Raw genomic sequence first — 13,600 nt, 5'->3', positions numbered from 1 at the left:
CCGGCCGCACCTGCTATCGGCCCCCCCGATCATGAGCAAGCCCAACCGCCCCGACCGCCGCACCTTTGCGATCATCTCGCACCCCGATGCCGGCAAGACCACGCTGACCGAGAAGCTGCTCTACTTCGGCGGCGCGATCCATCTCGCCGGCGAGGTCAAGGCGCGCGGGCAGACCCGGCGGGCGCGATCGGACTGGATGAAGATCGAGCAGCAGCGCGGAATCTCCGTCACCTCGTCGGTGATGACCTTCGAGCGCGACGGCATCACCTTCAACCTGCTCGACACGCCGGGCCACGAGGATTTCTCCGAGGACACCTATCGCACGCTGACCGCCGTCGACTCGGCGGTGATGGTGATCGATGCCGCCAAGGGCATCGAGCCGCAGACCCGCAAGCTGTTCGAGGTGTGCCGGCTGCGCTCGGTGCCGATCATCACCTTCGTCAACAAGGTCGATCGCGAAGGCCGCCCGACCTTCGAGCTTCTCGACGAGATCGCCGACGCGCTGGCGCTCGACGTGTCGCCGATGAGCTGGCCGGCCGGTATGGGCGGCACCTTCGAGGGAATCTACGATCTCGCCCGCGACCGGCTCTATCGTCCTGCCTCGGACGCGACCGGCGCCTATGAGGGCGACGCGATCTCGGTCGCGGGGATCAACGATTCGCAGCTCGAGGATCTGCTGTCCGAGCAGTGCCTCGCCCAGCTGCGCGAGGAGGTCGAGCTGGCCGGGGTCGGCTATGCGCCGTTCGATGAGACCGCCTATCTCAATGGCGACCTGACGCCGGTCTATTTCGGATCGGCGCTCAAGGATTTCGGCGTCGAGCAGCTGATCGACGCGCTCGCCAATTTCGCACCGTCGCCGCGGCCCCAGCCGGGCGAGCCCCGCGACGTCGATCCGGGCGAGCCCAATGTCGCCGGCTTCGTGTTCAAGGTGCAGGCCAATATGAACCCGCAGCATCGCGATCGGGTCGCGTTCATGCGGCTCTGCTCGGGCCGGTTCCGGCGCGGCATGAAGCTGAACCAGGTCGGCACCGGCAAGACTATCGCGGTGCATAGCCCGATCCTGTTCTTCGCCCAGAATCGCGAACTCGCGGAAGAAGCCTTCCCCGGCGACATCATCGGCATCCCCAATCACGGAACCCTGCGGGTCGGCGACACGCTGACCGAGGGCGAGATGATCCGCTTCACCGGCATTCCCAATTTTGCGCCGGAAATCCTGCGCCGGGTGAAGCTGGTCGATCCGACCAAGACCAAGCAGCTGCGCAACGCGCTCAACGACATGGCCGAGGAAGGGATCATGCAGGTCTTCCATCCGTCGATCGGATCGCAGTGGATCGTCGGCGTGGTCGGCCAGCTCCAGCTCGAGGTGATGATCTCGCGCCTTCAGGCCGAATATAAGGTCGCGGCCGGCTTCGAGCCGTCGCCCTGGGACACCGCCCGCTGGATCGCCGCCGATGACGAGAAGGCGCTCGATGATTTCAAGGGGCTGCACCGCGCGGCGATGGCCGAGGATCGCGATGGCGCGCCGGTGTTCATGGCCAAGGATCAGTGGGAACTGAACTATATCCAGGGGCGCTTCCCCGCCCTGCGCTTCTCCGCGACCCGGGACAGGCGGTAGAGCGACGGAAAGAAACGCCGACACACACGTTCTCCCCTCGTTACGACCGAGAGGAGTGTCTGTGCGCAGCGTAAAATCCATCATCCTCGCCGCCGCTTTGCTGCCAGCCATGGCGAGCGCGGCGGCTCCCGATCCCGCCGTGCTCGGCGCCCAGGTGGTGCTCGACCGGCTCGGTTTCAGCCCCGGCGTGATCGACGGTGCCAAGGGGCTGAGCTTCGCCAAGGCACTGAAGGGCTATCAGGAGGCGAAGGGCCTCACCGTCACCGGCCAGCTCGACGATGCGACGGTCAAGAGCTTCGACGCCTATCGGGCGATGCCGACCGTGATCGATGCGAAGCTCAGCGACCAGATCCTCGAAGGTCCGTTCGTCGGACCGATCCCCGCCAGCGAGGCGCAGCAGGCGCTGATGCCGTCGCTGGGCTATTCCGACGCGATGGAGAAGCTGGCGGAGCGCTATCACACCACCAAGGCGACGCTGATCGCGCTCAATTCGCCGCAGACCCAGCTGGTGCCCGGCGCCACCATCAAGGTCCCCAACGTCGTTCCACCGGCGCAGGACTATGCCGCCGATCTCAAGCCGGACTGGCGCAAGACGCTGTGGACCCTGAATGTCGGCTCGCAGCAGCCGGAGGTGGCGAAGGTGGTGGTCGACAAGTCGGACGGCGTGCTGCGCGCCCTCGACAGCGCGGGCAAGCTCGTCGCGCAGTTCCCGGCGACGATGGGCAGCAGCCATGATCCCCTGCCGATCGGCACCTGGAAGATCCAGGGCCGCTCCTACAACCCGGTTTTCCACTTCAACCCCAAGCTGTTCTGGGATGCCGACAGCAAGGACCAGAAGGCGGTGCTGCCGGCGGGCCCGAACGGTCCGGTCGGGGTGGTGTGGATCGATCTCGACAAGCAGCATTATGGCATCCACGGCACGCCCAATCCCGAGAATGTCGGCAAGACCGAAAGCCATGGCTGCATCCGCCTGACCAACTGGGATGCGGCGCGGCTGGCGATGATGGTGAAGCCGGGCACGCCCGCGATCTTCCAGAACTGACCGGAGGCGAGCGGATGATTCGCGGGATAGCCTCGATAATGCTGCTGGTCGCCGCCGGCTATGTCGTCTGGGTCGTCCTCCTCAACCTGCCGGGCGAGAAAGGCGAGGCCCCTGCGACCAAAGCCGAACCGGAGCGCCCGGCAGCGCCGCTTGCCATGGCCTCGCCCGGTGCTCTCGTGATCCCGGTCGCGGGCGTAGGGGCCGACCAGCTCTCCGACACGTTCGACGATGCCCGGGGCGAGGGCCGCGTCCACGACGCCATCGACATCATGGCGCCCCGCGGCACGCCCGTCATCGCGGCGGCGGCGGGCACGGTCGAAAAGATCTTCGACAGCAAGCTCGGTGGGCTGACCGTCTATGTACGGCGCCCGGGCGGCCAGTGGGTCGATTACTACGCCCATCTCGACGCCTATGCGCCCGGTCTGGCGGAGGGGCAGAAGGTGAGGCCGGGCCAGATCATCGGTGCGGTGGGTTCGACCGGCGACGCGAGCGCCGAGGCGCCGCACCTCCATTATGCGATCAACGCGATGGCGCCAGGTGAGGCCTGGTATCAGGGCCGCCCGATCAACCCCTATCCACAGTTGCAAAAGCCCTCTCCCTCCAGGGGAGAGGGAGGGGCCCGCCGCGTAGCGGTGGGAGGGTGAGGGCACGCTGATTGTACCAGCGGAGGGGTGACATTCGTCCGCGCCGTGCCAATATCCCGCGCATGACGTCATTGCGCCGCCTTCTCGCCCTCCTCGCCTTCACCTTCGCCTTGATCGCCGTTCCGGCCCAGGCCGCCGACAAGCTGGTAGTCGCGTTTGGCGATAGCCTGATGGCGGGTTACCAGCTGCCACCGGGCCAGGGCTTCGCGCCTCAGCTCGAAGCCGCGTTGCGGCGGCAGGGGATCGCAGCAAGCGTGCACAATGCCGGCGTTTCCGGCGACACCACCGCGCAGGGGCGGGCGCGGCTCAACTGGGTGCTCGCCGCGCTGAAGGCCAAGCCCGACCTCGTGATCGTCGAACTCGGCGCCAACGATATGCTGCGCGGTCTCGATCCCGGCCAGGCCGAGGCGAATCTCGACGCGCTGCTCGCGGAACTGACCAGGCGCCGCATCAAGGTCCTGCTGGCCGGGATGGTGGCGGCGCCCAATCTCGGTCCGGACTATGCCCGCCGCTTCGATGCGCTCTATCCGCGCCTCGCAAGGAAATATCATGTCCCGCTCTACCCCTTTTTCCTGCAGGGCATCATCGGCGACCGTTCGCTGCATATCGGCGACGCGATCCACCCCAACAAGGCCGGGGTTTCGGTGATCGTCAGCGGCATATTGCCGCGGGTTAAGCCTCTGCTGACACAGCGGTAATCAGAGCCGTTGCAGCCGATCTGATCAGGCCCTAAGCTCGCCTCCGAAACGGATCGAGGGGAGGCTTCGATGATATGGTCGGCATCCTCTTCGGCGCGGGGAGCGATAGGGCAACCGAGGGGCGACATCGGCGATGACGCGCGCGAAGCCTTCCTCGATCGGCTGCGCGAAGGCGTCGCGTCCGCCGCCCAAGGCGAAGGCGAGTTCTTCCTGGACCTTGCTGGCGTGGATCATATGTCCGCGGGCGCGCTGATGGCGTTGACGATCGCCCGCAAGGAGGCGATCACCAGCAACGTGAAGATCGTCCTCGCCCGGCCGACACCCGCCATTCGCGAGGTGCTCGAAATCAGTCGCTACCAGCTGATCTTCGATATCGTCGACCATCTCGATCCCAACGGCGGCTGAGGGGACAGCTCGATGCTCGTGCGCTTCTGGGGAACGAGGGGTTCCCTGCCGGTCGCTCCCCGCGCTCGCGCGATCGAGGACAAGATCGTCGCCGTATTGATGCGCGCCTCGGGCAGGTCCTTCGCCGACGAGGCGGCCGCCCGCGCTTTCGTCAATGACGAGCTGAGCTTCGCCGAAGCACATACCTATGGCGGCGCCACCACCTGCCTGGAAATCGAGGGCGCCGACGACAGCTTCTTCATCCTCGACATGGGCTCTGGCCTGCGCGAGCTGGGCAACGACGCGTTCCGTCGCGTGGCGGCCGGCCGCTCGCGCACTTATAATTTCTTCCTGTCCCACCTCCACTGGGACCATATCATGGGCTTTCCCTTCTTCGGGCCGGCCTTCGATCCCGGCGCGACGATCGTGATCCATTCCGGCCATGCCGACGCCGAACAGGCGCTGCGCCGCCAGCAGGAGGAGATCAGCTTCCCGGTCGCCTTCGACTGGCTGCGCGCGAAGATCGAGTTCAAGGTGCTGACGCCCGGCGAAACCTATCATGTCGACGGCATCGACGTGGAACTGATGCCGCAGGACCACAGCCATGTCTCCTACGCCTGGCGATTCCGCCGCGACGGCAGGACGATGGTCTTCTCCACCGATGCCGAGCATCGCATGGAGGACATCGAGGACAAGAAGGCCTTCGAAACCTTCTTCGACAAGGCCGACCTGGTGATCTGCGACACGATGTATTCGCTTGCCGAGAGCATCACCCTCAAGGCGGACTGGGGCCATTCGAGCAACGTCATGGCGGTCAACCTGTGCCACGGCGCCGGCGCCGGAAAGCTCGTGCTGTTCCACCATGAACCGACCAGCACCGACGCGGACATCGACCGCCTCTACGACGAGACGATCCGCTACGAGGCGCTCAGCCGCCGTGACGGCAGGCCGCTCGAGATCGTCTGCTCCTATGACAGCCTGGAGCTGGAGGTGTGACGCCGCGAGGCGTCGTGACCCTGCTCAGCCGCGCGGCTCCTCGTCCTTCACGAAGTCGAACTTGCCGATATAGTCGGTCTTGCCGATCGGCATGCCTTGTGCTCGCAGCAGCGCATAGGCGATCGTCATATGAAAATAGAAGTTGGGCCGGGACATCGACGTCAGAAACTCTTCGGCAGTGAAGTCGGCATGATGGGAGCCGAACGCGAAACGCACGTTGCGGCCGAGCAATATGTCGATTTCGGCCGGGCTGATCGCGTCGATCGCCGCGCGGGTAGACCGGAGCTGTTCGCGTAACGCCGCGAAGCTCTCGCCCGGCGGTGTCCTGTCGGGTGAGAAGCTGCCGCGCTTGACCCCTTCGATCGCCCCGATCGAGTGCACCGACGCCGATTTCACCTGATAGGCGAAATCGAGCATGTCGGGTGCCAGCCGCGCGCCGAGGATATCCTTTTCGGCGATGCCCTGATCGGCCGCCCAGGCTTCCGCCTTGTCGAGCAGGGCATCGAGATTGCCGAGCATGCGCTGGTAAGGCGGTATGACCGCGGCGTAGAGGGAAAAGGTCAAGGCGTCTCTCCGGGATGGTGGGTCGACAGGCAGGCTATTCGTCGCGGGCGGCTTTGACTATAGCCGCGGCCCATGCACGGCTGGATCATCATCGACAAACCGCTCGGGCCCGGCTCCACCCAGATGGTGTCCGCGGTCAAGCGCGCGCTCCGGATCGGCGGCTATGGCAAATATAAGGTCGGGCATGGCGGGACGCTCGATCCGCTGGCGAGCGGCGTGCTGCCGATCGCGCTGGGCGAGGCGACCAAGCTGTCGGGGCGGATGCTTGACGCCGACAAGGGCTATGCCTTCACCATCGGCTTCGGTGTCGAAACCGACACGCTCGATGCCGAGGGCAAGGCGGTCGCCACCTCCGACCTGCGCCCGACCCTTGCCGAGGTCGAATCCGTGCTGGCCCGCTTCACCGGGCCGCTCGATCAGGTGCCGCCGGCCTATTCCGCCATCAAGATCGATGGCGAGCGCGCCTATGATCGCGCGCGGGCGGGGGAGACGTTCGAGATCCAGACACGCGCGGTGACGGTCTATGCGCTGGCTGTGGAAGCGGAAGAAGGCGGGAACGACCAGAAGCGGGTGTTGGACGAAATCACCCTCTCTTGCTCGGTCTCCAAGGGCACCTACATAAGGAGCCTGGCCCGCGACATCGCGCGCGCGCTTGGTACCGTCGGCCATGTCACCATGCTCCGCCGCACCAAGGCCGGGCCGTTCACGCTGGATTCCGCGATTTCGCTGGACAAGCTGGACGAATTCGCTAAGGCGCACCGGCTTGAAAAAGCACTTTTGCCGATGACGGCAGGGCTGGACGACATCCCGGCTCTCTCCGTCACCCCCGATCAGGCAAGGGCACTCCGCGAGGGGCGCCGATTGATCGGGATCGCCGCACCCACCGGCCTCAACCTTGCGATCGAAGGCGATGTGCCTGTCGCGCTGGTCGAAGCCGAAGCCAATGGTTCCGGGTTTGAGATCCGGGTGGTGCGCGGCTTCAACCTGATGTCGAAGGAAGACGCATGACTGTTACCGCCGAGCGTAAGACCGCGATCATTGCCGACAACGCCCGTTCCGATGGCGACACCGGCAGCCCCGAAGTCCAGGTCGCGATCCTGACCGAGCGCATCACCAACCTGACCGAGCATTTCAAGATCCACGCGAAGGACAATCACTCGCGCCGCGGTCTGCTGATGCTGGTCAACAAGCGTCGCAGCCTTCTCGATTATCTCAAGAAGGAAGACGCGTCCCGCTACGCAGCGCTGATCGCAAAGCTCGGCCTGCGCAAGTAAGAGTTCCAGGACGGCCCCCTCACCGGGGCCGTTCGTCATTTCCGGCCTGGTGCAATTCGGTACCGGGCAGGAGGGCGGGCACAAGCTCCCGCCACGGCAGGCCGAAGGACGGCCTGCACCACGCGATGGCAACCGGCAACGATGCCCAGCCATCCGCATAGGCCCCGGCCGCATAGGGCGTCCGGAGACAAGGAAATCAGATGTTCGATACCAAGAAAGTTGAAATCCAGTGGGGCGGCCAGACCCTCACACTGGAAACGGGCCGCGTTGCCCGCCAGGCCGACGGCGCGGTGCTCGCGACGCTCGGCGAGACCGTCGTCCTCTGCGCCGTCACGGCGGCGCGCAGTGTCAAGGAAGGGCAGGACTTCTTCCCGCTGACCGTCCATTATCAGGAGAAGTATTTCTCGTCGGGTCGTATCCCCGGCGGCTTCTTCAAGCGCGAGCGCGGCGCGACCGAGAAGGAGACGCTGGTCTCCCGCCTGATCGACCGCCCGATCCGCCCGCTCTTCCCCGAGGGCTTCTACAACGAGATCAACGTCATCGCTCACGTGCTGAGCTATGACGGCCAGAACGAGCCCGATATCCTGGCGATGATCGCCGCGTCGGCCGCTCTGACAATCTCGGGCGTTCCCTTCATGGGCCCGATTGGCGGCGCGCGCGTCGGCTATATCGACGGCGAATATATCCTCAACCCGACCGACGAACAGGTTGCAGCGGGCGAGCTCGAGCTCGTCGTCGCCGGTACCCAGGACGCGGTGATGATGGTCGAATCCGAAGCCAAGGAGCTTTCGGAAGAGGTCATGCTCGGCGCCGTGATGTTCGCGCATCGCGCCTGCCAGGATGTCGTCGGTGCGATCATCAAGCTCGCCGAGAAGGCTGCCAAGGATCCGTGGGAGATGGCCCCGCAGGCCGATCTGTCCGCCGCCAAGACCAAGCTCAAGAAGCTGGTCGGCAAGGATATCGAAGCCGCCTACAAGCTGACCAACAAGTCGGCTCGCTCGGGCGCGCTCAACGAGGCGCGCGCCAAGGCGAAGGCTGCTTTCGCCGATGCCGCGCCGCAGGACCAGATGGCTGCCAACAAGCTCGTCAAGAAGCTCGAGGCCGAAATTGTCCGCACCGCGATCCTCAAGGAAGGCCGCCGCATCGACGGCCGCGACACCAAGACGGTCCGCCCGATCGTCGCCGAGGCACATTTCCTGCCCCGCGCGCATGGTTCGGCGCTGTTCACCCGCGGCGAAACGCAGAGCATCTCCACCTGCACCTTGGGCACCAAGGAATCGGAGCAGATGATCGATGGCCTGACCGGCCTGCGCTACGAGCACTTCATGCTGCACTACAACTTCCCGCCCTATTCGGTCGGTGAAGTCGGCCGCTTCGGTGCGCCGGGCCGTCGTGAAATCGGTCATGGCAAGTTGGCATGGCGTGCGCTGCATGCGGTGCTGCCGACCAAGGAGGAGTTCCCCTACACGATCCGCCTCACCTCCGACATCACCGAGTCGAACGGCTCGTCGTCGATGGCGACGGTGTGCGGCGGTTCGCTCGCACTGATGGATGCCGGCGTGCCGATCAAGCGTCCGGTGTCGGGCATCGCCATGGGCCTGATCCTCGAAGGCAAGAACTTCGCGGTCATCAGCGACATCCTCGGCGACGAGGATCATCTCGGCGACATGGACTTCAAGGTTGCAGGCACGTCGCAGGGCATCACCAGCCTTCAGATGGACATCAAGATCGCCGGCATCACCGAGGAGATCATGAAGGTCGCGCTGAGCCAGGCCAGCGAAGGCCGTGCCCATATCCTCGAGGAAATGGCCAAGGCGCTCGATCACACCCGCAGCGAACTGTCGGCGCACGCGCCGCGGATCGAGACGATGTCGGTTCCCAAGGACAAGATCCGCGACATCATCGGCACCGGCGGCAAGATCATCCGCGAGATCGTCGCCACCACCGGCGCGAAGGTCGACATCGACGATGACGGCACCGTCAAGATCTCGTCGTCCGATCCCGCGCAGATCGAAGCCGCACGCAACTGGATCTACGGCATCGTCGCCGAGCCGGAAGTGGGCAAGGTCTATGTCGGCAAGGTCGTCAATCTGGTCGATTTCGGAGCATTCGTGAACTTCATGGGCGGCAAGGACGGTCTCGTCCACGTCTCGGAGATCAAGAATGAGCGGGTCGAGAAGGTTGCCGATGCGCTGACCGAAGGCCAGGAAGTCAAGGTCAAGGTGCTCGAGATCGACCAGCGCGGCAAGGTTCGCCTGTCGATGCGCGTCGTCGACCAGGAGACTGGCGAGGAACTGCCCGACACGCGTCCGCCCCGCGAGGAGCGTCCGCGCGGCGAGCGTAGCGATCGTGGCGATCGCGGTCCGCGCCGTGACGGCGGCGATCGTGGTCCGCGCCGTGATGGTGATCGTGGTCCCCGCCGCGACGGCGGAGATCGTGGTCCCCGCGGCGAAGGCCGTGGCGATCGCGGTCCGCGCCGCGAGCGCACCGAAGGCGGTAACGACGAGGGTCCTGCACCCGATTTCGCGCCGGCCTTCCTGACCCGCGACGACGACTAAAAGCTCCGTCATCCTGCGCTTTGCGCTGCGATGAACTGGAACATGGAAGAAGGGGGAGCAGCAATGCTTCCCCTTTTTTCGTTGCAGGCCAGGCGTTTGCATCGGCTACATTGCCGCTATGATATCCTCCGAGCTCGCCCCCTATGCCATCGCCGCACCGATCGTCGCGGTGGCGCTGTTCGTCCGCTTCCGGCGTATCGGCAGGGCCCAGCGGCTGCGGCTGTCGACGCTGTGGATCATCCCGACCATCTTCATCCTGCTCGCCGGTGCGGTGATCGTGCAGTTCCCGCCCTCGGGCTGGGGCTGGCTGTGGGTGACCATCGCGCTTGTGCTGGGGAGCGCGATCGGCTGGCAGCGCGGGCGGCTGGTGGAGATCGCCGTCGACCCCGAGACGGGCCTGCTGAACCAGCGCAGCTCGCGAGGCGCGTTGCTGTTCCTCGGCCTGCTGATGCTGCTGCGTTGGGGCCTGCGCGCCCTGGTGGAGGCCAGCGACGCGCGTTGGCATCTCGGGGCGATGCTGGTGAGCAGCATCTTCATCGCCTTCGCCGCCGGTGTGCTGAGCGCCTATCGTGTCGAGATATATCTGCGCGCGCGAGGATTGTTACGGTCCGGTTAAGCAATCGCCATGTTAATCCGTTAGGCGTATACGACCTTGTGCAACGCAGCGAGATGTCTGGTCGGGCCATTCGGGGGCAATGATGGCGAGTTCAGGCGTAAAGATGTTGGAACGGCTACCGCTTGGCCGAGATCGGCCTTTGTCGATCTATGCGTGCGCGCTCGCGATGTGCCTGCTGTCGTTCCTGGTGCGCTGGCTGGCAACCCCGCTCATGCCCAGCGGCTATCCCTTTGTCAGCTTCTTCCCGGCGGTTATCCTGTCGACATTCCTGTTCGGCGTCCGTGCGGGGGCCTTGGCCGGGATCATCAGCGGCGTCGCCGGCTGGTATTGCTTCATTCCGCCCTCCTTCTCGGTGAAATGGTCGGGCGCGGTGGCTTTCGCGCTGGTCTTCTACACTGGCGTGGCGGCGATCAACATCGTCATGATCCATTGGTTGCAGTGCATCAATGAACGGCTAGCGGAGGAGCGCGAGCGCAACCGCCGGCTTGCCGAGCGTGGCGAGCTGCTGTTTCGCGAGCTCCAGCACCGGGTATCGAACAACCTGCAGGTCATCAGCGGATTATTGTCTCTGCAGATGCGGGGCGTGTCCGACGCGGCCGCGCGGCTGGCCCTCGACGAGGCGTCGCGGCGGCTCGCGCTGATCGGCCGGATTCATCGCCAGCTCTATAGCCCGCACGGGCAGGAGCTCCGCCTTGCCGCCTTTCTCGAGCAGCTTGGCGCGGACCTGATCGACGCCAGCGGCAGGTTCGGCATCGACTATCGGGTGGAGGCCGTCGACGACGTCGCACTGGCGGCCGACGCGGCGGTGCCGATGGCGCTGATCATCGCCGAGGCCGTCACCAACGCGATCGAGCATGGTTTCCCGGCGGGTGAGGGCGGCCATATCCTGATCCGGGTGACCCGCGTCGACGGCGCGGTCGAGATCAGCGTGAGCGACGACGGCGCAGGCTTGCCGGCGGATTTCGACCTGGCGAAGTCGGACAGCCTCGGGCTGAAGCTCGCGCAGATGCTGGCCAGGCAGATGGGGGGCAGTTTCCGGCTGACCGGCGGGGATGGCACCGCCGCGGTGCTGCGGATTCCTTAGAGCAGGCGGTGTTTAGATTGACTCACCCGCTCATCCTGAGGAGCCACTGAGCTGGCGAAGGGGCGTCTCGAAGGACATCCTTCGATGCGGTTCGACTGCGCTCAGCCCTTACTCTGGATGAGCGGCTCAATCTAATCGAAGGTGCGCCAAGGCCCTGTTCTCCAGTACGGTCGCGCAACCCTGCACCTTCAGATATGCGCCCCGCGCCGCCAGCCCATCTGTTCGGTGTAATGGCGCCGGCACAGTGCGACATAGCGCTCGTTGCCGCCGACTTCGATCTGTGCGCCCTCCTTGACGGCGAAGCCTTCATCGTCGACGCGCAGGTTCATCGTCGCCTTGCGGCCACAGGCGCAGATCGCCTTCAACTCGATCAGGTTATCGGCAATCGCCAGCAGCGCCGCGCTGCCGGGGAACAGCTGGGCCTGGAAGTCGGAGCGCAGGCCATAAGCGAGCACGGGTATCTCGAGTTCGTCGCACACCGCCGCGAGCTGGAACACCTGCGCGCGGGTCAGCCATTGGGCCTCGTCGACCAGCACGCAATGCACCGCCGCCTCGGCCAGTTCGATCGCGACTTCCTCGAACAGATCCGTATCGGAGTCGATCGCCGTGGCATGCGACGCCAGCCCGATGCGCGATGTGATCTTGCCGGGCTCGAATCGGTCGTCGAACGCCGCCGTGAACAGCAGCGTCCGCATGCCGCGTTCGCGATAGTTGAAATCGGCCTGGAGCAGCGTCGTCGACTTGCCCGCGTTCATCGCGGCATAATAGAAATAGAGCTTCGCCATCGCTGGCCCGTCCCCCCACATAGGCTGAGTCGGACGCTACAATATTGCCAGCGCACAATCACATCTTTCTGGCGGCGGCGATCGTCTTCCCCCAGTAGCTGTGGCGATGAATATGCTTCCCGAGGGTACGCCGCGCGTCCGCTTCCGCTGGTCGCGCTACCACGCAATGGTGATTGCGGTGCCGGCCGACAAGGCGACGCGCGATCGGATCATCTCCGGTATCGGGGCGCTGGTCGGCATCATTGCCACCGGTCTGCTGGTCCGCAGCCTCACCGGTGTCGGCGCCCATATGCCGTTGCTGATCGCGCCGATCGGCGCGGCGGCGGTGTTGCTGTTCGCGGTGCCGGCGAGCCCGATGGCGCAGCCCTGGCCCGTGATCGCCGGCAATGTCGTTTCCGCCATCGTCGGTGTCAGCGTGGCACAGCTCGCGGCCGATCCGATGGTCTCGGCGGGCCTCGCCGTGGGTTGTGCGATCGTGGCGATGGCGCTGCTGCGCTGCCTCCATCCGCCGGGCGGCGCGGTTGCCCTCACCGCCGTGCTCGGTGGCCCCGCCATCCAGGCCAGCGGCTATGATTTCGTCATAGCGCCCGTCGCCGTCGACACCGTCCTGCTGCTGGCGATGGCCTGGGGCTTTCATCGCTTCTCCGGCCATAGCTATCCCCACATCGCCAAGCCGATCGCGGAGCCGGACGCGGCTGATTTCTCGCGCGAGGATCTGGCCAAGGCGGTTGCCGACTATCCGGACATCCTCGATGTGGCGATGGAGGATCTCGAGGAATTGCTGCGGGCCGCCGAGCATAACGCTCTCGCGCGGCGCGCGCGGCGCGGCTAGGCCTCGCCGTCGCCTTTGCTCAGGTCACGGGCGATGGCGGGTTTACGCAACAGAGTGTCGATGTGGCTGCCCTCGTCGAAGCTCTCGTCGGCGAGGAATTTGAGCTTGGCGGCATATTTCGTGTTCACCCGCCGGGCGACCTCGCTCTGCAGATAGGCGGTGTTGGTGCGCAGCGCCTTGATCACGGCGTCCTCGTCCGCGCCGAGCAGCGGTTTCACGAACACCGTGGCGTGCTTCAGGTCGGGCGACATGCGCACCTCGGTCACCGACACCATGTGGCTCGCCAATGTTTCGTCATGCACGTCGCCGCGCATCAATATGTCCGACAGGGCATGGCGCACCTGCTCGCCGACGCGGAGCAGGCGGACGGACTTACCTTCGGCGGTTTCGTTACGGCGCATTCTGCCTCCAAGACCCTCTCCCTTAGGGGAGAGGGAGGGGCCCATTGCGAAGCAATGGGAGGGTGAGGGCACGCCTTGCGGCAACGTCGTGCCCTCACCCAACTGCG

At 65.4% G+C, this 13,600-nt stretch carries 15 protein-coding genes; 12 read left to right on the top strand and 3 right to left on the bottom strand.

Translation table 11 applies throughout. The features are described from left to right. Positions 1-31: 31 nt before the first annotated feature. The 6 genes from AAC645_RS06635 to AAC645_RS06610 all read left to right on the top strand — a co-directional run bounded on the left by AAC645_RS06635 (position 32) and on the right by AAC645_RS06610 (position 5,379). A complete protein-coding gene (locus AAC645_RS06635) occupies positions 32-1,615 on the top strand; it encodes a peptide chain release factor 3 (protein ID WP_340314743.1) in 1,584 nt (527 codons plus the stop codon). A gap of 109 nt (positions 1,616-1,724) precedes the next feature. Continuing rightward, positions 1,725-2,657 (top strand): L,D-transpeptidase family protein, encoded by a 933-nt coding sequence (locus tag AAC645_RS06630; protein ID WP_422785804.1) that lies wholly within the window; start codon positions 1,725-1,727, stop codon positions 2,655-2,657. A gap of 14 nt (positions 2,658-2,671) precedes the next feature. Beyond that, entirely contained in the window at positions 2,672-3,301 is a 630-nt protein-coding gene (locus AAC645_RS06625; RefSeq protein ID WP_340314741.1) for a M23 family metallopeptidase, read from the top strand. Positions 3,302-3,363: 62 nt separating this feature from the next. Then, positions 3,364-3,999: an arylesterase gene (locus AAC645_RS06620; RefSeq protein WP_340314739.1), complete on the top strand. Its 636-nt coding sequence runs from the start codon at positions 3,364-3,366 to the stop codon at positions 3,997-3,999. A 69-nt stretch (positions 4,000-4,068) separates the two neighbouring features. Next, positions 4,069-4,404, top strand: a complete 336-nt coding sequence (locus AAC645_RS06615) for an STAS domain-containing protein (RefSeq protein WP_340314738.1) — start codon at positions 4,069-4,071, stop codon at positions 4,402-4,404. A 12-nt stretch (positions 4,405-4,416) separates the two neighbouring features. Further along, a complete protein-coding gene (locus AAC645_RS06610) occupies positions 4,417-5,379 on the top strand; it encodes an MBL fold metallo-hydrolase (protein ID WP_340314737.1) in 963 nt (320 codons plus the stop codon). A 24-nt stretch (positions 5,380-5,403) separates the two neighbouring features. Here AAC645_RS06610 and AAC645_RS06605 read toward each other — a convergent pair whose 3' ends face one another. Further along, positions 5,404-5,943 (bottom strand): DUF1993 domain-containing protein, encoded by a 540-nt coding sequence (locus AAC645_RS06605; protein WP_340314736.1) that lies wholly within the window; start codon positions 5,941-5,943, stop codon positions 5,404-5,406. A 72-nt stretch (positions 5,944-6,015) separates the two neighbouring features. On the opposite strand from AAC645_RS06605, the gene truB reads away from it, so the two are divergent. From truB to AAC645_RS06580, 5 genes are all read left to right on the top strand, one after another. Then, positions 6,016-6,951: a tRNA pseudouridine(55) synthase TruB gene (gene truB / locus AAC645_RS06600; RefSeq protein WP_340314735.1), complete on the top strand. Its 936-nt coding sequence runs from the start codon at positions 6,016-6,018 to the stop codon at positions 6,949-6,951. Next, entirely contained in the window at positions 6,948-7,217 is a 270-nt protein-coding gene (gene rpsO / locus AAC645_RS06595; protein WP_340314734.1) for a 30S ribosomal protein S15, read from the top strand. Before truB ends, rpsO begins: the two co-directional genes overlap by 4 nt. A 200-nt stretch (positions 7,218-7,417) precedes the next feature. Beyond that, positions 7,418-9,775, top strand: coding sequence for a polyribonucleotide nucleotidyltransferase (gene pnp, locus AAC645_RS06590; protein ID WP_340314732.1), 2,358 nt, complete (start codon positions 7,418-7,420; stop codon positions 9,773-9,775). Positions 9,776-9,893: 118 nt separating this feature from the next. Beyond that, complete coding sequence (locus AAC645_RS06585; RefSeq protein WP_340314731.1) at positions 9,894-10,391, top strand: CcdC protein domain-containing protein; 498 nt, start codon at positions 9,894-9,896, stop codon at positions 10,389-10,391. Positions 10,392-10,530: 139 nt separating this feature from the next. Beyond that, entirely contained in the window at positions 10,531-11,475 is a 945-nt protein-coding gene (locus AAC645_RS06580; protein ID WP_340314730.1) for a sensor histidine kinase, read from the top strand. A 188-nt stretch (positions 11,476-11,663) separates the two neighbouring features. Here AAC645_RS06580 and AAC645_RS06575 read toward each other — a convergent pair whose 3' ends face one another. Further along, positions 11,664-12,260: a thymidine kinase gene (locus AAC645_RS06575; RefSeq protein ID WP_340314728.1), complete on the bottom strand. Its 597-nt coding sequence runs from the start codon at positions 12,258-12,260 to the stop codon at positions 11,664-11,666. A gap of 106 nt (positions 12,261-12,366) precedes the next feature. Here AAC645_RS06575 and AAC645_RS06570 point away from each other — a divergent pair, with 106 nt between their 5' ends. Beyond that, positions 12,367-13,092 (top strand): HPP family protein, encoded by a 726-nt coding sequence (locus tag AAC645_RS06570; protein WP_340314727.1) that lies wholly within the window; start codon positions 12,367-12,369, stop codon positions 13,090-13,092. On the opposite strand, the gene rbfA is transcribed toward AAC645_RS06570, so the two are convergent. Beyond that, a complete protein-coding gene (rbfA, locus tag AAC645_RS06565) occupies positions 13,089-13,493 on the bottom strand; it encodes a 30S ribosome-binding factor RbfA (RefSeq protein WP_340314726.1) in 405 nt (134 codons plus the stop codon). The genes AAC645_RS06570 and rbfA overlap by 4 nt on opposite strands. Positions 13,494-13,600 lie beyond the last annotated feature (107 nt).

The sequence above is a fragment of the Rhizorhabdus argentea genome, from assembly GCF_037861105.1.
In the GTDB taxonomy this organism is placed as follows: domain Bacteria; phylum Pseudomonadota; class Alphaproteobacteria; order Sphingomonadales; family Sphingomonadaceae; genus Rhizorhabdus; species Rhizorhabdus argentea.
Note: the sequence above shows the minus strand (reverse complement) of the source record. Positions and strands in the feature narration are given on the sequence as shown.